Source organism: Pseudomonas sp. IC_126 (assembly GCF_004331835.1).
Taxonomy (GTDB): domain Bacteria; phylum Pseudomonadota; class Gammaproteobacteria; order Pseudomonadales; family Pseudomonadaceae; genus Stutzerimonas.
Map to the genome: position 1 here is coordinate 1149723 of NZ_SJSS01000002.1, position 18060 is coordinate 1167782.

16 protein-coding genes are annotated in these 18060 nt (G+C 60.5%); 3 read left to right on the forward strand and 13 right to left on the reverse strand.

The genetic code is table 11. The annotated features are described in order from the left end of the window. Nucleotides 1–90 precede the first annotated feature (90 nt). Both E0D86_RS21590 and E0D86_RS10650 read right to left on the reverse strand, forming a co-directional pair. On the reverse strand, nucleotides 91–225 hold the full coding sequence (locus E0D86_RS21590) for a hypothetical protein (RefSeq protein WP_256681178.1): 135 nt from the start codon (nucleotides 223–225) through the stop codon (nucleotides 91–93). Nucleotides 226–236: 11 nt separating this feature from the next. Continuing rightward, nucleotides 237–635, reverse strand: coding sequence for a Rho termination factor N-terminal domain-containing protein (locus tag E0D86_RS10650; protein WP_131649962.1), 399 nt, complete (start codon nucleotides 633–635; stop codon nucleotides 237–239). 361 nt (nucleotides 636–996) lie between these two features. Between E0D86_RS10650 and rfbD the strand changes: the two genes are divergently transcribed. After that, entirely contained in the window at nucleotides 997–1920 is a 924-nt protein-coding gene (gene rfbD / locus E0D86_RS10655; RefSeq protein WP_131649963.1) for a dTDP-4-dehydrorhamnose reductase, read from the forward strand. 131 nt (nucleotides 1921–2051) lie between these two features. Then, on the forward strand, nucleotides 2052–2951 hold the full coding sequence (locus E0D86_RS10660) for an AEC family transporter (protein WP_131649964.1): 900 nt from the start codon (nucleotides 2052–2054) through the stop codon (nucleotides 2949–2951). A gap of 12 nt (nucleotides 2952–2963) precedes the next feature. Here E0D86_RS10660 and E0D86_RS10665 read toward each other — a convergent pair whose 3' ends face one another. Then, on the reverse strand, nucleotides 2964–3719 hold the full coding sequence (locus E0D86_RS10665; RefSeq protein ID WP_131649965.1) for a VC0807 family protein: 756 nt from the start codon (nucleotides 3717–3719) through the stop codon (nucleotides 2964–2966). 88 nt (nucleotides 3720–3807) lie between these two features. Next, nucleotides 3808–4761: a YbhN family protein gene (locus E0D86_RS10670; protein ID WP_131649966.1), complete on the reverse strand. Its 954-nt coding sequence runs from the start codon at nucleotides 4759–4761 to the stop codon at nucleotides 3808–3810. A 204-nt stretch (nucleotides 4762–4965) separates the two neighbouring features. Between E0D86_RS10670 and E0D86_RS10675 the strand changes: the two genes are divergently transcribed. Then, nucleotides 4966–6228: a cytochrome P450 gene (locus tag E0D86_RS10675; protein ID WP_131649967.1), complete on the forward strand. Its 1263-nt coding sequence runs from the start codon at nucleotides 4966–4968 to the stop codon at nucleotides 6226–6228. Here the strand turns inward: E0D86_RS10675 and E0D86_RS10680 are convergent, their stop codons facing one another. The 9 genes from E0D86_RS10680 to accB all read right to left on the reverse strand — a co-directional run bounded on the left by E0D86_RS10680 (nucleotide 6229) and on the right by accB (nucleotide 18052). Then, complete coding sequence (locus tag E0D86_RS10680; protein ID WP_131649968.1) at nucleotides 6229–9030, reverse strand: hybrid sensor histidine kinase/response regulator; 2802 nt, start codon at nucleotides 9028–9030, stop codon at nucleotides 6229–6231. Nucleotides 9031–9145: 115 nt separating this feature from the next. Next, nucleotides 9146–10435 carry a phosphoribosylamine--glycine ligase gene (gene purD, locus E0D86_RS10685; protein WP_131649969.1) on the reverse strand — a complete coding sequence of 430 codons (1290 nt, stop codon included), beginning with the start codon at nucleotides 10433–10435 and terminating at the stop codon, nucleotides 9146–9148. Nucleotides 10436–10632: 197 nt separating this feature from the next. Then, entirely contained in the window at nucleotides 10633–12237 is a 1605-nt protein-coding gene (gene purH, locus E0D86_RS10690; protein ID WP_131649970.1) for a bifunctional phosphoribosylaminoimidazolecarboxamide formyltransferase/IMP cyclohydrolase, read from the reverse strand. A 105-nt stretch (nucleotides 12238–12342) separates the two neighbouring features. Then, entirely contained in the window at nucleotides 12343–12663 is a 321-nt protein-coding gene (fis, locus tag E0D86_RS10695) for a DNA-binding transcriptional regulator Fis (protein ID WP_131649971.1), read from the reverse strand. After that, on the reverse strand, nucleotides 12660–13673 hold the full coding sequence (gene dusB / locus E0D86_RS10700; RefSeq protein ID WP_131649972.1) for a tRNA dihydrouridine synthase DusB: 1014 nt from the start codon (nucleotides 13671–13673) through the stop codon (nucleotides 12660–12662). Before dusB ends, fis begins: the two co-directional genes overlap by 4 nt. Before the next feature lie 188 nt (nucleotides 13674–13861). Beyond that, complete coding sequence (locus E0D86_RS10705; RefSeq protein ID WP_131649973.1) at nucleotides 13862–15130, reverse strand: DUF3426 domain-containing protein; 1269 nt, start codon at nucleotides 15128–15130, stop codon at nucleotides 13862–13864. A 109-nt stretch (nucleotides 15131–15239) separates the two neighbouring features. Next, the gene (gene prmA, locus E0D86_RS10710) at nucleotides 15240–16121 is read right to left on the reverse strand and encodes a 50S ribosomal protein L11 methyltransferase (protein WP_131649974.1); all 882 of its coding nucleotides are present in this window, start codon (nucleotides 16119–16121) and stop codon (nucleotides 15240–15242) included. A 108-nt stretch (nucleotides 16122–16229) separates the two neighbouring features. Then, nucleotides 16230–17579, reverse strand: coding sequence for an acetyl-CoA carboxylase biotin carboxylase subunit (gene accC, locus E0D86_RS10715; protein WP_131649975.1), 1350 nt, complete (start codon nucleotides 17577–17579; stop codon nucleotides 16230–16232). A gap of 17 nt (nucleotides 17580–17596) precedes the next feature. Then, on the reverse strand, nucleotides 17597–18052 hold the full coding sequence (accB, locus tag E0D86_RS10720) for an acetyl-CoA carboxylase biotin carboxyl carrier protein (RefSeq protein WP_131649976.1): 456 nt from the start codon (nucleotides 18050–18052) through the stop codon (nucleotides 17597–17599). Between the last annotated feature and the right edge of the window lie 8 nt (nucleotides 18053–18060).

Genomic DNA, 18060 nt, shown 5'->3' on the forward strand with positions numbered 1-18060 from the left:
TCCTGAATTCAATAGGGCTGTTTAGCCATACCGCCGCGCCTGTTGGCGTCTCGCTGGGCTTTAGCTGTGATGGATGAGGAGCTGGAAAGTTTAGCCGGCTCCGCCTTTCTCCGACTGATCAGGGTCGTCGGGGTCTTCGATAGGCACCGGTTGATCGGGCTCCTTGCGCTCTGGATCTGGAAAGGGGCTCGGCGTTCCATCGTCCCGCGGATCGGGATCATGCATGTCGGTTTCCATCAGCTGAGTGCCTTGATCAGCTCGTCCTTGCGCATCTTCGACCGACCGCGGACGTCACGCTCACGGGCTTTCTGCATCAGTTCGTCCCGCGTCAGTTCGGTGAGCGAGCTACTGCCGGAGCGATTGCTACGCGCCGAGCCCTTGTTGGGTGAATCGCCGGAGCGTGCTTTCGCTGCGCGATGAGAAGAATCCTTGCGGTCGGCGCGCTTGGCTGTCTCGCTTTTGTTCTGCCCCGACCCACCCTTGCGCTCGCCGCCGCCAGATTGCTTGTTCACCGTGGCCCACGCACGTGCTTCGGCTTCCTTCTCGGGCACACCGCGCTCCTCATAGCTCTGTTCGATATGTTCGGCTTTGCGTTGCTGTTTATCGGTGTACTTGGATTTTTCACCTCTAGGCATAACGATTCCTCCACAAGCATGAACGATGCGAGGCCTACAGGCTTGGGCACGCCGTAGGTTCCGCCATAACACCACCTCTTTCAGATTGGTCCCCACCGGCGGTGTCGAGTTTCACGCGTGTTGGCACCGCCCGCTTGCGAATTGTCTTCATGAAGTTGTCATCACGGTCCCGCCATGCTTCCGACGAGCTGGGAATAATTCTTATCAGCCTTGCTTTCGACGGAACAAAATTCGTTTATGCTGGCCTGAATGTGCTTGAGCCGCGCTATCCCGGCGGTTTCAGCGCGATGGGCCTGTATCGAATCTGCTTTACGAATCGTGCTTGCCGTTACTAGCGAGCTTTGAATGAGGTGATAACCAGATGCGAATCCTTGTATGCGGTGCCGGTGGCCAAGTCGGCCACGAGTTGGTAGACCGTGCGAATAAGTATGGTCTCGAGGCGCTTAGCATGACCCGGGAGCAGCTGGACATTACCGATGCTGATCAGGTGGCAGCTGTCGTAGCCCTGCTCGAGCCGGGGATGATCATCAACGCGGCCGCCTACACTCATGTCGACAACGCCGAGACGCATAGCGAGCAGGCGTTCGCAGTGAACCGTGAGGGGGCGGCCAGATTGGCCGAAGCCGCCCGGTATGCCTGCATCCCATTGCTGCACATCTCCACTGATTACGTGTTTTCCGGCGAAGCCCGAGAGCCTTACCGCGAAGAAGACGAAGTCGAACCAACGGGCGTATACGGTGCGAGCAAGCTGGCTGGTGAAGAGGCCATCCGGGCTGTGTTGGATGAGCATCTGATTCTGCGAACCAGCTGGGTGTATGGCGCGCATGGCCACAATTTCGTCAAGACGATGCTGCGCCTGGGGCGTCAGCGTGACTCGCTTTCGGTGGTCGCTGATCAGTTTGGCTGCCCTACCCAGGCCGGCAGCATTGCCGATGTGCTACTGCAGCTGGCTCAGCGATATGCACGTGAAGGCGCGCTTGCATGGGGGCTCTATCACTACAGCGGCCGTTCGCCCTGTACTTGGTTCGATTTTGCTGTAGAGATTTTCCGCCAGGCAGCAGTCAAGGGCATGCTTCCTAAACAACCACAGGTATCTTCGATCACGACCGCACAATACCCGACGCCCGCGCGTCGGCCGGCCTGGTCCGTGCTCGATTGCACCCGATTCGAAACAACCTTTGGCATCGCTACGCATGACTGGCACGAAGAGTTGTCGGTTGTGCTCGACGCATTGGCCACTGCGGAAACGGGTGCCGCGGTTGTCGCTGCGCCTCCTCAGATCTGACGGCTGACCTATCGGATTTGCCCCGGGGTGACTTGGGGCCACACCTGTTGGTTATCCTGTCCGCGAGTCGGTATTCTTTGCCACCTTTTTACGGGGCGGCATGAGGCCGTACCGGTCGTTGGAGTAGCTGCGTGGTCGTGTTTGAGGCAATCCTGCCCATCTTTGGCTTGATCATGCTCGGCTATCTGCTGGGCTGGAGAGGTTGGCTCGCTGGTGAAGCGGCAGCCGGGCTCGCCAATATCACTTTCAAGTTGTTCATGCCGGCCGTCCTGTTCACCGGTATCGCCCGCGCACAGCTGAGCGACGGCATGTCTCCGATGCTATTGCTGGCCTATTTTGGTCCGGTGCTCGCCATCTTCATCTTCGTAGGGTTGATTGCGCATCGTTTGCTGGGGCGCGCTTCGCCGCTGGGATTGACGGCTGCCTACTCCAATAACGTGCTGGTCGGAATCCCGCTGGTGACCACGTTGCTCGGACAGGCGAGCCTGGTGTACGTATTCGCAATCCTGGTTTTTCACAGCCTGATCCTGTTTTCGCTGCAGAGCTTCTACAGCGCGTTCGGCTCGGGGCAGAAGGTCAGTGGCACGGCGCTGCTGAAGAATCTCGCCAACCCGCTCATTGTGGGGCTGTTGCTCGGAGCCTTGCTGAACGTTTCGGGCTTCGGTCTGCCGCAGTCGATATGGCGCATCGCTGATTGGCTGGCCCAGGCAGCGTTGCCTTGCGCACTGCTGGTGCTGGGTATCAGTTTGTCACGCTATCGGCTGCGTCCAAGTCCTACTGCGTTGGCGCTGACGCTCGTCAAGCTGGGCTTGTTTCCATTGCTGGTGTGGTACGTCAGTGGGTTGTTGCCCGGGCTGAGTCATGAAGCACGTAGCGTGCTGGTGCTGCTGGCGGCCTGTCCGAGTGGCGTGAACGTGCTGGCTTTCGTGGCCAATCCGGACGATACCCGCGCGGTCAGTTCGACGGTGTTTCTCTCGACCATGCTCGCGGCGATCAGCCTGCCGTTGTGGATGCTGCTGATGTCGGCGTGATCGCCGAGGCGGTCAGGATTTTCCACCACGCCGATCGGCGTGCGCGTGCGGGGCGATGATGTCCTCGAGGTGCAGGCCGGTCAGGCCGTGAATGGTGCGCCAGAGGTAATAGAAGATCGCCATCATCATCAACATGCTCGGGATCGCGATCATAGGGTAGCTGAGCAGGGTCATGCGACCCAGCTCGGCGTTGAAGGCTTCACTGCCGGCCGGGCTGTTGACGATCCATTTGGCCAGTACATAGTTCATGAAAGAAGAGAAAAAAAAGGTACCGCTGAGAAAGTAGGTGGCGCGCAGCAGCCGCGTTTCGAAGTGAGCGGTTTGCCCGTTGCGCTCGAGCTGCTCGTGAACCTTGTCGACGTTGAGCACCTTGGGGTTGTAGAGCAGGGTGCGGATCAGCGGGAAGCGGGTGCGGGTCGAGGCCAGTACCGCAATGCCGATGATGCCGGGAATTGCGGCTTCCTTGACTGCCAGCCATTGGGGGTCGAGTTGCAGTAGGCCGATGCCGCCGGTAAGCAGCACGCTGACGAGGCCCAGCAGGGCGATCCAGTTGAATTTACGATATTTCGCCAGTTCAAACAGACCCCAGCCGAGCGGAAACGCCAGCGCCAGCAGAAGCGCGCCGTCGGCGCCAAGGCGGTTCTCGCCGCTAAGCTTCATCAGGATCAATGATGGGATCACGATGCTGATCGCCAAATCCATCAAGGGCCGTGGCTTGTGCTCGGGCGGTTGATCGGAGCCTGGTCGGGTGGTACGGGTGTCGGTCATGTGATTTCGTGTTTCATCTCGAAATGGAGGCGAATGATCACCCGAGCGAGCGAACATAGCCATACTGCAATGGTGGTGTTCCCGTAGTTTACTGACCGGAGCCGATGCCGGTGCGTCGTTTTGCCGACCACTGGGTGGCTTCGAATACCATCACGATCAATATCGCCAGGGCGAATGGCAGCAGAAGGTAGAAGGCCCTGAATACGATCAGTGCAGCCAGGACGTCGGCGGTAGGCAGCTCCGGCAAGGCGGCGATGAAGGTCACCTCGAGTACGCCGAGCCCGCCGGGTGCATGGGACAACAACGCCAGCGAGAAGGATGCGAGAAATACTCCGAGTACCACCAGATAGCCGGGGTTCTGCGCGTCGGGAAGCGCGAAGTAGATGATTGCCGCCGCGCAGGCCAGTTCCAGTGGTGCGGCAATCAGCTGCCTGCCGACGATCGGAAGGCGTGGGTAATCGATTCGCCATTTCCCAAGATGCATGGGCGCGAAATGTCGCCAGGCCCCAATCACGTAAAGACCGACCAGGCACAGCAGGGACGTCCCAATGGCGAGCGAAAGCCAAGGGTCTGCGTCGATGAGCCTGCTCAGCAAATCCGGCCGCAGAATCAATACGGCTCCCCCAGCCAGCAAGGTGCCGAGAAAAAACGTGAGGGAACAGAATACGATCAATACGCCGATCTCATGCGGACTGAGTCCCTTGCTGCGATACGCGCGATAGCGCACGACCGCCCCGGAAAACACCGACGCGCCCACGTTGTGCGCCAGGGCATAGGTGGTGAACGAGCAAAGCGTGATGAACCACCAGGAGATGTTCTTGCCCAGGTGGGCTATGGCAATCCGGTCATACCAAGCCAGCGCGGTGTAAGCACCAAGCGTCGCCAGGCCAGCCAGCAGCCAGTCCCGATAGCTGATGGCCTCGAGACTTTCGGTGAGTTCGGCCAGCGAGAGATTGTGAATTTCCTGATAGAGCAGATAGCCGGAAAGCAGTACCGCCGTGATGCCGACAAAGGTCCAGACGACATCGCTCCTCTTCATCATTGGGTTGGCTCCTTGGCGACGGCTTATGCCTCGAAGCGAAGGTTCGGACAATGGGGCACAAGCGTCGCGGAATAGTTCGGCCAGTCTTTTATCGGCATCGGAGCGCGCGTTTTGTTCATTCTGGCATTGGTGTGAGCGGGAACGGGCACCGGGACAACGGGATGGGGTCCACCGTAGGGCCTGACATCAAGGGAGGAAACAGTAGTGCCTGATATCCCGCGTGATCTACAAGCAGAGAGTTCGCTTTCGCTGCTCAGCGAAGGGTACTCGTTCATTCCCAGCCGATGTCAGCGGCTGGGATCAGACATCTTCCAGGTCCGCCTGCTGCTACAGAACACGATCTGCATGAGCGGCGAAGAGGCTGCGAGGTTGTTTTACGACGAGCAGCTATTCGAGCGTCAGCACGCCGCACCGCGCATGCTGCAGAAAACGCTGTTTGGCCAAGGCGGTGTGCAGGGGCTGGATGGTGAGGCCCATCGGCATCGCAAGCGACTATTCATGTCGTTGCTGACCGACGATGCGGTCGCCGAACTGGTGCGGTTGAGCGAGACCCATTGGCAGGCGGCCATCGAGACCTGGCAGCGTAGCGACCGCATCGTCCTCATGCCGGAGGTCCAGGCGATTCTCACCCGCTCGGTGTGTGGGTGGGCCGGCGTACCGCTCGCCGGGGGTGATGTACTACTGCGTCGTGATCAGCTGGCCGCCATGATCGATGGCGCGGGTGGTATTGGAGCCCGCCACTTGCGCGCGCGCAAGGCGCGTAAAGAGGCGGAAAACTGGATGATCGAGCTGATCACACGAGTGCGAGCCGGGGAACTGCAGGTCGATGAAACTCGGGCGCTGGCCGTGGTTGCGCAGTATCTCGATTTAGACGGAAAGGCGCTTGATGAAAGAGCGGCGGCAGTCGAAATGCTCAATCTGTTGCGCCCGACAGTTGCGGTTACGCGCTTCATTATCTACGCCGCGCTGGAATTGCTGGCGCATCCAGCGTGGCAGCAGGGGTTGCAGCGAGATGATGCTGCGCTGGAACCCTTTGCACAGGAAGTTCGCCGGCTTCATGCCTTTTTTCCTTTCACTGCGGCGCGCGTGCGAAAGGATTTCGAATGGCGGGGCTATCACTTCCCTAAAGGTACGCGAGTGCTCCTGGACCTCTACGGGACCAATCGGGACTCGCGGCTCTGGACTGAGCCTGAAGCGTTTCGGCCCGAACGTTTCGCCACCTGGGATGGCAGTGCGTTCAATTTCATCACTCAGGGCGGTGGCGATGCCGCGACAGGGCATCGCTGTCCCGGCGAGCGATTGGCGATCGCACTGCTGATGAGTGCACTGCGCATGCTGACGCGACGGATGACTTACGCCGTCCCTGCTCAGGATTTACGGATGGATACTTCACGAATGCCGGCGCAACCGGAAAGCCTCCTGGTAATTGAGGATGTGCGCAGCGTGTCGCCAATTTCCCAGCAATGATCAGGGGCGGTTGTGCCGATCCGCAGAGGCTGCCGCTCGGATATCTACCCAACGTTCGATCAGTTCACGCAGTTGCGACATCTCGACGGGTTTGGACATGTGCCCATCCATGCCGGCTTCGCGGGCGCGCTCGCGATGCTCACTGAGAATATGAGCCGTCAGCGCCACTACAGGCGTTCGCGGGCGACCTGCCAAAGACTCCCAGGCGCGTAGCCTCGCGGTCGCCTCGAAGCCGTCCATGACAGGCATCTCGCAGTCCATTAGCACCAGATCGTAGGGTTGCGTCTTGATCAGTTCGAGCGCTTCCTCGCCGTTGCTGGCAGTGTCCGGCTTGAGGTTCAGCTTGTTCAGCATGCCTCGGATGACTTTGGTGGAAATACTGTTGTCCTCGGCGACCAGGATGAGGAAGTCGTCCGGTACCGAAAACGGTGTGCTGGATTGAATGGCGGTGGAGGCTACGGTAGTGGTGCGGCGAGAGATCTCATCGGCGAGGGTCGTTTTCAGGGTGTAGCCAGCAACGGGTTTGGCCAGGATGCGCTTGATTCCGGCGTTGCGCGCAATGATCTTGCTCGGCGCGCTGCTCATACCGGTCAGCATGATCAGCAGAATGTCGTGGTTGATGCTGAAGTCTTCCTTGATCTTGCTGGCCAGCTGCATACCCGTCATGCCGGGCATGTCCTGATCGAGCAGGACGACATCGAAGTATTCGTGCAGGTGCGCCTTGGTGCGGAGCAGGGCAAGCGCCTCCTTGCCAGAGGCCACGGCACTGACGTCCAGGCCCCAGCTGCTGCACTGCTGGCTGATGACCTTCCGGCAGGTGTCGTTGTCATCGACTACCAGCAGGCGTGCCCCTTTCAGCTGGCTGTCGAGATCGCTGGCGGGTTGTTCGGTAAGTTCGGCACCCAACGGCAGGCTTATCCATAACGTGTTGCCTGAGATGCCGCCGGTCTGGATGCCGAACTCGCCGTCCATCAAGTGAACGAGTTGTCTGGCGATGATCAGACCGAGTCGGCCGCCGTGGCGGGTTGCGGAGAGGAAGTCGCGGCTATCCAGAGCAGCATTGAGCAACGCATCGCGTTCCTGCGCTTCCAAGGGCCGCCCACTGTCTTGCACGGTGATGCGCAGCCGCGGAGGCGCTTCGTGCTCGTCCACCGCTGCGATCAGCAGGACTTCGCCTTCTTCCGTCTGCTTGAAGGCATTTTCGAGCAGGTTCAACAAGGCCTGGCGCAGACGGGTAGGGTCGCCTGCGACGACATGTGGAATCTGCGGCTGAACAAAGCTGATCAACTCGACCTTCTGCTGCTCGGCCTTGGCCCGGAAGATACTCAGACAGTCCTCGATCAGGGCATTGAGGTCGAACTGAACATCGTCCAGTTCGATTTGTCCGGACTCCAGCTTGGAAATATCCAGGATCTCGTTGATCAGGTTGAGCAGTTCGTTGCCGGAGCTGTGAATCGTCTGTACGTAATCGCGCTGTTTGGCCGACAGCGAAGTGTCCAGCAACAACTCGCTCATACCCAGCACCCCGTTCATGGGGGTGCGAATTTCGTGGCTGATCTTGGCAAGGAAGTCCGCCTTGGTCCGTAGCTCAGCGCTGGTGACCGCCTCAGCAGTGTGCTGATTGCGACTGTTGGCCTGGATCTGCCGTTGCCGCTCCAGCAATGCGAAGCTGAGGATTAGACCCGAGCACGTGGCGACACTGAACATGATGCCGGTCAGCCAGTTGGGATCGAGCTGGTCGAAGCCCAGCAGAATGGGCAGAACGAATAAGAAGCCGCCATCGAACAGCAGCATACCGGCGACTACCAGCCTGGCGGGCTCATAGCGCTGCCGCCAATGATGGATCGCCACCGCGGTAACGCTGAGCGCAGTGACCAATACCGAGACGTAGATCAGCCAACTGAACCACAACTCGCCGGTGAGCAATATGATGGTCGCCAACGCGATGACAACGCCTGCTAGCGTCGCCAGCAGCCACGTCACCCAGGATCGCGTGCGGTGCTGGAAGAAGCCAAAGGTGTAGGCAAGCAGGGACAGGCAGGTGAGCAGCGCCGCCATATCGGCAATCAATGGTTGGCTATAGATCAGGTTCGGTATCCATACAGCCAGCAAGCCGAGGTTCGCCATGGCGCAGATCAGCAGTGCGCCGTGTAGCACGGCCAGCCATACATGGCTGTAACTGAGCGTGTAGGCGAAGCGCAGCAGGTTGTAGACCATCAGCAGCGCCAGGGCACCGAACAACGCACCGAACAGGTACGCCGGGCGGGCCTGCTCGACCAGCCCAGCTTCGTCGATCGTATAGAACCAAGTCATGATCGGGTGCGACGACTGCAACCGAACGTAGGCCTCGCGAGGCGCATCGTCGTTGGGCAGCGAGAACAGGTAGGCGCGCGTCGGCAGAGGGCGCGAATCCAGCGGTCTCAGCTCGCCGGTTTCAATATGTTGCTCGAGCTGCCCGTCGCGTAGCAGGTAGAAGTCGAGATATTGCACACGAGGGGCGAATACCCACAGCCAGTTCGGCTGAGTGAAGGGGGGGAGGCTCACCTGTAGCCAAACGGCGCTGTCGCTTGCCGGAGCAGCATAGGAGCGGGTGTCGATTCGCTGGAACAGACCGCGCTGATCCAGAACCTCATCGAGCGTAAGCAGGCCTGACTGATCAATGAGCAGTCGCCAATTGGGTCCCGTTTGTTGCGTGGCGGCAGCGGGGTCGGAAGAGAGTGGCTCGGCCACCGCGTCGAATGACGACAGCGCAGCCAGCAATAGACTGAAGGCAAAAGCAATGGCGACTCTAAGTCGACGCACGATTGAAGTCCCTTCATCTATCTGACGGCAGATTATAGCCATCGCCATGTGCCCCTGTAATGCGTGCAACGGAAGATAAGGTCTGCCGTTGCGCACATTCCAGCGAGTTCCTCGCTCAGCTTTTGCCCTGTTCGCGCGCAATTGCACGGTAGCCGATGTCATGGCGGTAGAAGTGGCCGTCCCATTCGACGCGTGCAGCCAGCGCGTAGGCGTTTTGCTGGGCTGCCGAGACCGTTTCGCCCATGGCTGTTGCGCAGAGCACGCGTCCGCCGGAGGTAGTGATCGCGCCGTCCTTCAGCGTCGTGCCGGCATGGAATATCTTGCCTTCCAGTTGCGCTGCAGCCTCCAGGCCGCGAATCGTCGCGCCCTTGCTGTAATCGCCGGGGTAGCCTCCAGCCGCGAGAACGACGCCCAGACTCGGGCGAGGATCCCATTGTGCCTCGATCTTATTCAGCGCCTTCGCCAGTGCTGCCTCGACCAGGAGCACCAGACTCGATTGCAGGCGCAGCATGATGGGCTGGGTTTCCGGGTCGCCGAAGCGGCAATTGAACTCGATGACCTTCGGTGCGCCGGCCTTGTCGATCATCAGGCCGGCATAGAGAAAGCCGGTGTAGACATTGCCTTCGGCGGCCATGCCCTTGACGGTCGGCCAGATCACCTCGTCCATGACACGCTGGTGAACCTCGGCGGTGACCACCGGAGCGGGCGAATAGGCGCCCATACCACCGGTATTCGGCCCGCTGTCGCCATCACCGACGCGCTTGTGATCCTGGCTGGTGGCCATCGGCAGGACGTTCTCGCCATCGACCATGACGATGAAGCTGGCCTCTTCGCCATCGAGGAATTCCTCGATCACGACGCGTGCGCCGGCATCACCGAAGGCGTTGCCCGAGAGCATGTCGCGTACGGCTTCTTCAGCTTCTGCCAGGGTCATGGCGACGATCACGCCTTTGCCGGCTGCCAGGCCATCGGCCTTGATCACGATGGGCGCGCCTTTCTCATGCAGATAAGCCAGCGCCGGCTCCACCTCGGTGAAGTTTTGATAGTCGGCGGTAGGGATCTGGTGACGAGCAAGGAAGTCCTTGGTGAAGGCTTTTGAGCCTTCCAGCTGCGCGGCTGAGGCGGTGGGGCCGAAACAATCCAGACCACGCGAACGGAACAGGTCGACCACACCTTTGACCAGTGGCGCCTCTGGACCGACGATGGTCAGCTGCACGTTCTTTTCGGCGAAATCCGCCAGTTGCTCGATGGCCAGCACGTCGATGTCGACGTTTTCGCACTTGGCTTCGGTCGCAGTGCCGGCATTGCCCGGCGCGACGAACACCTTATTCACCCGTGGGTCCTGCGCCACCTTCCAGGCCAGCGCGTGTTCACGTCCGCCGCTGCCGATGATCAGTACGTTCATGAAAAATCTCCTGGCGGGTCCGGACGATGCCGGATCGTTGGGTATCGCTTCGCTCATCCCAACCTACGAATCTCGAGGTCGTAATCGGGTCGGTAGATGCAAGGCGTCAGGCCCTTTACCCAGCGGAGCTGCCTTCTGGCATGAGCATGGGGGAGGGCCGGACAACGCCGCAGATGCCTGTCCGAGCGCGACCGTTATTAGTGTCTGAAGTGGCGCATGCCGGTGAACACCATGGCGATGCCGGCTTCGTCTGCCGCGGCGATGACTTCGGCGTCGCGCATCGAACCGCCCGGTTGGATCACTGCAGTGATGCCGGCTTTGGCGGCATTGTCGATGCCGTCGCGGAACGGGAAGAAGGCATCCGAGGCCATGACCGCGCCGGGTACCGGCAGGCCAGCATGTTCGGCCTTGATCGCGGCGATGCGGGCGGAATTGACCCGGCTCATCTGGCCGGCGCCGACGCCCACGGTCTGGCGATTCTTGGCGTAGACGATGGCGTTGGACTTGACGAACTTGGCCACCTTCCAGGCGAAGATCAGGTCGTGGATCTCCTGCTCGGTCGGGGCGCGCTGGGTCACGATCTTCAGATCGTCCGCGGTAATCATGCCTATATCGCGGCTTTGTACCAGCAGACCACCGTTGACCCGCTTGTAATCCCAACCCGGTGCGCGTTCGGCCGGCCATTGGCCGCACTCGAGTAGGCGCACGTTGGCCTTGGCGGCGACAACCTCACGGGCTTCGGCGGATACGCTCGGCGCAATGATCACTTCAACGAACTGGCGCTCGACGATGGCGCGGGCGGTTTCACCGTCCAGCTCGCGGTTGAAGGCGATGATGCCGCCGAACGCCGATTCGCTGTCGGTGGCATAGGCCAGCTCGTAGGCCTGGCGGATGCCGCCCTCGTCTTCCGGCACCACGGCGACGCCACAAGGGTTGGCGTGTTTGACGATGACGCAGGCCGGCTTGACGAAGCTTTTTACGCATTCCAGTGCGGCGTCGGTGTCGGCCACGTTGTTGAACGACAGCTCCTTGCCCTGCAGTTGGGTAGCGGTCGCGACGCAGGCTTCATCGGGCTGCTCGACGTAGAAGGCGGCGATCTGGTGTGGGTTCTCGCCGTAGCGCATGTCCTGCGCCTTGACGAACTGCGTGGTGAGGGTGCGAGGCAGCAGGCTGCGGCCTTCGGTGGAAAGGGTGTCGACGCTCTGGTCGATGGTGCCCAGGTAGTTGGCAATCATGCCGTCGTAGGATGCGGTGTGTTCGAAGGCTTTGAGTGCCAGATCGAAGCGCTGCGCGTAGGTCAGGCCGCCGTTGCGCAGATTCTCGATGACGTCGGCGTAGTCATCAGCATTGACCACGATGGCCACGTCTTTATGGTTTTTCGCAGCGCTACGAACCATGGTCGGACCGCCGATATCGATGTTCTCGATGGCGTCCGGAAGCGTGCAGCCGGGTTTTGCGACGGTGGCGGCAAACGGGTAGAGATTGACCGCGACCAGATCGATCGGGGCGATGCCGTGCTCGGCCATGACCGCATTGTCCAGATCGCGACGGCCAAGAATGCCGCCGTGGATCTTCGGATGCAGGGTCTTGACCCGCCCGTCCATCATTTCCGGAAAGCCGGTGTAGTCTGCGACTTCGACGGCGGCGATGTCGTTCTCGCGCAGCAGCTTGAAGGTGCCGCCAGTGGACAGGATCTCGACACCGAGGGTGGCGAGTTCACGGGCGAATTCAACGACGCCGGTCTTGTCGGACACGCTGATCAGCGCGCGGCGGACGGGAAGGCGGAGGGAATGGTCGGTCATCTTTATTCCAGTCGATGGAGGCGGATTCGGGGCAGCTAGCTAGAAGCTAGAAGTCGAGCCGTATGCCGAGGCTGGAAACGTCCGGCTTCCAGCTTTTGGTTCGGCTTACAGCAGATCGTACTGCTTGAGTTTCTTGCGCAGGGTGCCGCGATTCAGGCCCAGCAGTTCGGAGGCCTTGGTCTGGTTGCCCTTGACGTAATTCATTACGGTTTCGAGCAGTGGTGCTTCCACTTCGGAAAGGACCAGGTTGTAAACGTCCGTGACGTCCGCGCCTTCCAGATGGGCAAAGTAATTGTGCAACGCCTTCTCGACACTGCCACGCAGGGTCTGGCCTGCTTCGCTTGGCGTGTTGAGGTGTTGCTTGAGGTTCACGTTGTCGCTCACGGATGTTGTTCCAGTTACCAGTGTTTCGTTCAACAGCGTCATGCAGCCACCCCTTTCCCTTCCCCCGAGTCAGGGCCTGTTCGGCGTTCGGCAAAGAATGCTCGAACACTGGCGCATTGCGCGTCCCTGTCTTCCAAACCATTGAACCGGGCGCGATATTCACGCGCGCCGGATAGTGTTGCGAGATACCAGCCGACATGCTTGCGCGCGATGCGCACACCCATGACATCGCCATAGAAGGCGTGTAGCGCGCTCAGGTGTTCCAGCAGAACGTCTTCGATTTCGGTCAGACCCGGCGGAGCCAGCAGCTCGCCGGTCGCCAGGTAGTGATTGATCTCGCGAAAGATCCAGGGTCTGCCCTGTGCCGCTCGACCAATCAACAGTGCATCGGCACCTGTTGCGCTCAACACCTGACGCGCCTTGAGCGGCGTATCGATATCTCCATTGGCAAACACCGGTATCGACACCGCCTGCTTGATCGCCGCGATGGTGTCGTACTCGGCGTCGCCCGTATAAAGGTCGGCACGGGTACGGCCATGTACGGCCAGGGCTGCGATTCCGGATTGTTCGGCGATCTTCGCCACCGTCAGTCCGTTTTTGTTCTGCCTGTCCCAGCCGGTGCGGATCTTCAAGGTCACCGGAACATCAACCGCACCGACGACGGCTTCCAGAATTTCCGAGACGAGCCTTTCATCTTTCATCAACGCCGATCCGGCGGCCTTGTTACAGACCTTCTTCGCCGGGCAGCCCATGTTGATGTCGATGATCTGCGCGCCCAGCTCGACATTGCGAGCGGCGGCTTCGGCCAGCATCTGCGGATCGCCACCCGCGATCTGCACCGAACGCGGCTCCGGATCACCTTCATGCAGCAAGCGCAATCGCGATTTGCGGCTGTTCCAAAGGCGTACGTCACTGGTCACCATTTCCGACACCACCAGACCTGCGCCGAGACGCCGGCAAAGCTGGCGGAACGGCTGATCGGTCACACCGGCCATGGGTGCGAGGATCAATCGATTCGGAAGGGTATAGGGGCCGATGCGTACCGCTGACATGAAGATTCCCTGCTTGGAGCCTGCTTGTTAGGTCGATCGGGACAGCAAAAAAGGGTGTGCATAATACCCGCTCCGGATGACGGGTTAAAGGTTGTTTTGAACAAAATCTGAGCAGCCCTAAGCTTATAACCAGCGCAAGGAATGGCACGCCGATACGACAGGCGGCGGAGGCTATAGCGTGCTTGGCCCTAATCCGGCGAGCGGAAGCTCAGGCTGTAGTTAACTGCCTTTGCGCCTGGGTCGAGGATGTCCAGGGCGATATGAATGGGAATCTGCGATGGCATTTCCCGCCGACCGGCAAGCTCCCCCGACAGGTACTCGCCAGGTTTGAACGTGCGCTGCGCCAGTGTCTGCCCGTTGATGTCGGCGAAGCGGATTTCCAGCAGCGGAAACGGTTGGGCGAACGACGCGCGGTTGTAGATGATCGCATCGACCACTAGCGCTCCGGCGAAGTCGGGGTGGCTGCGCACCACCAGATTGCTGCTCTTGATCTGGCTGATATCGACCCTGGGTGGCAGCTCGCAGCCCAGAGCGGGACAGATTCGCGCCAGCCATGGGCGATATTGGTCCTGTCGCGACACTTCATCAAAGTTGTACGCAACATATTGGCCAGCGAGCGCAAGCAGGGCGATCAGGTTCAGCAGGCCCCAGCCCAGCCAGCGTCCCCAGGGGCGGCGGTGCGCCTCCCAGCCGAGTTGCAGTGGCTCGTCGTCGAGTTCGAACAGCGGGTCCTCACGGTTCCTGCGGGTCGTTCGCTCCGGAGCCTGCTCCGCGTCGCCCGGTTCGGTCGCGACTTCCGGCTCGATCAGTCTGTTGAAGACGGGCTCGACGCGCTCCCGTGAATCGGGGTTCTCGTTCAGCGGAACGGGCCGGTTTGTCAGTGGACTTGGCGGCGCGGGATGTTCGGCGCTTACCGGTGTAAAGCGAAGATCGGTCGTCTGGGACAATGGCTCTGTCGTGAGCGCTGGCTCCGCTTGCGTTCGGTTGTGGTTTGTCGGTGTGTCGGTTTCCGCGCTCAGCAGCTGCTCGGCCCAGGCCTCGTCATCGGCCGACGAGAGTTCATCCGTTGGGGTGCGCAGGCGTTCGTCAGGCCGTGGCTCCAGCTCCAGAAAATCTCGCGACAACTCCAATTCCTGGCGTTCGAGCTTCGCCAGTTCCTCATCCAGGTCGAGGCTGTCCAGATCAAGGTCATCGTGGATCCAGAGCGTTTCGTCAGTGGTGGGATGCGCGGGTGACGTCGCGTGAGTCGGTGCCGGTTCGCTGCGGGAGGGCTGGCTGGCTACCGTCGGATCAGCGACAACGTCGCTCGCGATATCGTCCCCTTGCAGGTAGCGGGCTGCATTGAACAGTTCCATGCAAGCGCCGCAACGCACCACGCCTTGGGCAGCTGCGAGTTGAGCGCGGCTGACACGAAAGCTTGTACGGCAATGAGGACACTGAGTGACGAAGCTGGTCATGCGTTGGTCCGGCGAAAAATGCCCGTAGTCTAGCGCATGCGCATCGATGAACGGCAGTGGCGTCTCGCAACGGAAATCGCGGCACTACTGCCGCGATTCGACGCTTTGTTCAAGAGCGTCGAATTCCCGTAATCCGCACCCAGCCGTCTTTTTCAGCGGTGGGGTCCAGGTCGAAGTGGCCCGCGTAGGCGGCGCGAACCTCTTCGGCTTGTTCGACCAGAATTCCAGACAAAGCCAGGCGACCGCCGAGTTTGGCGCGCTCGATGATCCGTGGTGCCAGTTCCACCAGCGGCCCCGCCAGGATATTGGCGACCACGACGTCGAACTGGCCTTCCGGCAACTGCTCGGGCAGATACAGCGGGAAGCGTGCAGGGTCGATGCCGTTGCGTCCGGCATTATCACGGGACGCCTCGATGGCCTGAATATCGATATCGGTACCAACCGCCTTGTCAGCACCCAGCAACAGCGCGGCAATGGCAAGAATGCCCGAGCCGCAACCGAAATCCAGCACCTGCAGGCCGGTCAGCTCTTGAGAATCCAGCCATTCCAGGCATAGCGCGGTGGTGGGGTGGGTTCCAGTGCCGAAGGCGAGGCCGGGATCGAGCAACAGGTTCACCGCATCTGGCTCGGGCGCGGCGTGCCAGCTGGGCACGATCCACAAACGACGGCCGAAGCGCATGGGCTGGAAGTTGTCCATCCAGCTGCGCTCCCAGTCCTGGTCCTCGATGCGCTCCAACTGGTAATCGGGCAGTTCACCGCCGGTCAGCAACTGCAGGTGCGCGAGCAGGTTGCTTTCATCCACATCGGCTTCGAACAGGGCCAGCAGGTGGGTATGCGACCACAACGGCGTGGTGCCCAGGTCCGGCTCGAAAATGGGTTGGTCCTCGGCATCCATGAAGGTCACCGATACCGCGCCGACGCCGAGCAGGGCGTCTTCGTAGGATTGCGCCTGTTCCGGGGCGATGGCGAGGCGAAGTTGTAGCCAGGGCATGCGAAGCTCCCTTCGAAAGCGGCTTCAGGCGACAAGCCTCAAGCTGCAGGAAAAAGAAAGGGAGCGGCTATGCCGCTCCCTTCGGGTGCACATCATATCGCTTGCAGCTTAGTGCTTATCCATACCCAGTTTCTTTTCCAGGTAATGGATATTCACGCCGCCCTTGCAGAAGCCTTCATCGCGAACCAGATCCCGGTGCAGCGGGATGTTGGTCTTGATGCCATCGACGACGATTTCGTCCAGGGCATTGCGCATGCGCACCATGGCTTCTTCGCGCGTGGCGCCGTAGGTGATCAGCTTGCCAATCAGCGAATCGTAGTTCGGCGGAACCGAATAACCACTGTACAGGTGCGAATCGACGCGTACGCCGTTGCCGCCCGGTGCGTGGAAATGCTTGACTTTGCCAGGGCTCGGGAGGAATTTCTCCGGGTCTTCGGCGTTGATCCGGCACTCCAGCGAATGGCCGCGGATGACTACGTCTTCCTGCTTGATCGACAGCTTGTTACCAGCGGCGATGCTGAGCATCTCCTTGACGATGTCCACACCAGTGACCATCTCGGTGACCGGATGCTCGACCTGCACGCGGGTGTTCATCTCGATGAAGTAGAAGCGCCCGTCTTCGTACAGGAATTCGAAAGTGCCGGCGCCACGATAGCCAATCTCGACGCAGGCGTCGGTGCAGCGCTTGAGTACTTCTGCCCGGGCCTTTTCATCGATGTAAGGGGCTGGCGCTTCTTCCAGGACCTTCTGATGGCGACGCTGCAGGGAGCAGTCGCGATCGCCCAGGTGAATGGCGTTGCCCTGGCCATCGGAAAGCACTTGGACTTCCACGTGGCGCGGGTTGCCGAGGAATTTTTCCAGATAGACCATCGGGTTGCCGAAGGCAGCACCGGCTTCGGTGCGGGTCAGCTTGGCTGACTTGATCAGGTCTTCTTCCTTGTGCACCACGCGCATGCCGCGACCACCGCCGCCGCCTGCGGCCTTGATGATCACCGGATAGCCCACTTCACGGGCGATGCGCAGGGCTTCCTTCTCGTCTTCCGGCAGCGGGCCGTCGGAGCCGGGAACCACGGGTACGCCGGATTTGATCATGGCGTCCTTGGCGGACACCTTGTCGCCCATCAGGCGGATGGTTTCCGCTTTCGGGCCGACGAAGGCGAAGCCGGATTTTTCCACCTGTTCAGCGAAGTCGGCGTTCTCGGCGAGAAAACCGTAGCCGGGGTGAATGGCGGTGGCACCGGTCACCTCTGCCGCGGCGATGATCGACGGGATGTGCAGGTATGAATTGGTGGCAAGGGGCGGGCCGATGCAAACGGACTCATCCGCCAGGGCCAGGTGCATCAGCTCGCGATCGGCAGTGGAATGCACCGCGACGGTCTTGATACCCAGCTCCTTGCAGGCTCGCAAGATCCGCAGGGCGATTTCACCGCGGTTTGCGATCAATACTTTTTCCAACATCGCTGGCTCTCCGCGGTTCAAACGATGGTGAACAGCGGCTGGTCGTATTCGACCGGCTGACCATTCTCCACCAGGATGGATTCGATGGTGCCGCTGGTTTCGGCCTCGATGTGGTTCATCATCTTCATGGCTTCGACGATGCAGAGGATGTCGCCCTTCTTGACGCTCTGGCCAACATCGGCGAACGGCTTGGATTCCGGCGAGGAGGCGCGGTAGAAGGTGCCGACCATCGGCGAGCGGACCACGGTGCCGTTCAGCTTCGGAGCAGCTGGAGCGGCATCAGCGACCGGGGCGGCAGCCACAGGTGCCGCTGCTGGTGCGGCGGGGGCCTGTGCGTAGATCGGCTGTTGCATGGCCACTTGTTTGCTATGGCGGCTGATGCGTACCGACTCTTCGCCCTCGTGGATCTCCAGTTCGTCGATCCCGGACTCTTCCAGCAGTTCGATCAGTTTCTTGACTTTGCGAATATCCATGAAGCGTT

Coding starts and splice junctions, on each gene's coding strand:
- rfbD (WP_131649963.1), top strand. CDS start 997: ATGCGAATCCTTGTATGCGGTGCCGGTGGCCAAGTCGGCCACGAGTTG.
- E0D86_RS10670 (WP_131649966.1), bottom strand. CDS start 4,761: ATGATGAAGAGGAGCGATGTCGTCTGGACCTTTGTCGGCATCACGGCG.
- prmA (WP_131649974.1), bottom strand. CDS start 16,121: ATGCCCTGGCTACAACTTCGCCTCGCCATCGCCCCGGAACAGGCGCAA.
- purH (WP_131649970.1), bottom strand. CDS start 12,237: ATGACCGACCATTCCCTCCGCCTTCCCGTCCGCCGCGCGCTGATCAGC.
- accB (WP_131649976.1), bottom strand. CDS start 18,052: ATGGATATTCGCAAAGTCAAGAAACTGATCGAACTGCTGGAAGAGTCC.
- purD (WP_131649969.1), bottom strand. CDS start 10,435: ATGAACGTACTGATCATCGGCAGCGGCGGACGTGAACACGCGCTGGCC.
- E0D86_RS10665 (WP_131649965.1), bottom strand. CDS start 3,719: ATGACCGACACCCGTACCACCCGACCAGGCTCCGATCAACCGCCCGAG.
- accC (WP_131649975.1), bottom strand. CDS start 17,579: ATGTTGGAAAAAGTATTGATCGCAAACCGCGGTGAAATCGCCCTGCGG.
- E0D86_RS10650 (WP_131649962.1), bottom strand. CDS start 635: ATGCCTAGAGGTGAAAAATCCAAGTACACCGATAAACAGCAACGCAAA.
- dusB (WP_131649972.1), bottom strand. CDS start 13,673: ATGTCAGCGGTACGCATCGGCCCCTATACCCTTCCGAATCGATTGATC.
- fis (WP_131649971.1), bottom strand. CDS start 12,663: ATGACGCTGTTGAACGAAACACTGGTAACTGGAACAACATCCGTGAGC.
- E0D86_RS10705 (WP_131649973.1), bottom strand. CDS start 15,130: ATGACCAGCTTCGTCACTCAGTGTCCTCATTGCCGTACAAGCTTTCGT.
- E0D86_RS21590 (WP_256681178.1), bottom strand. CDS start 225: ATGCATGATCCCGATCCGCGGGACGATGGAACGCCGAGCCCCTTTCCA.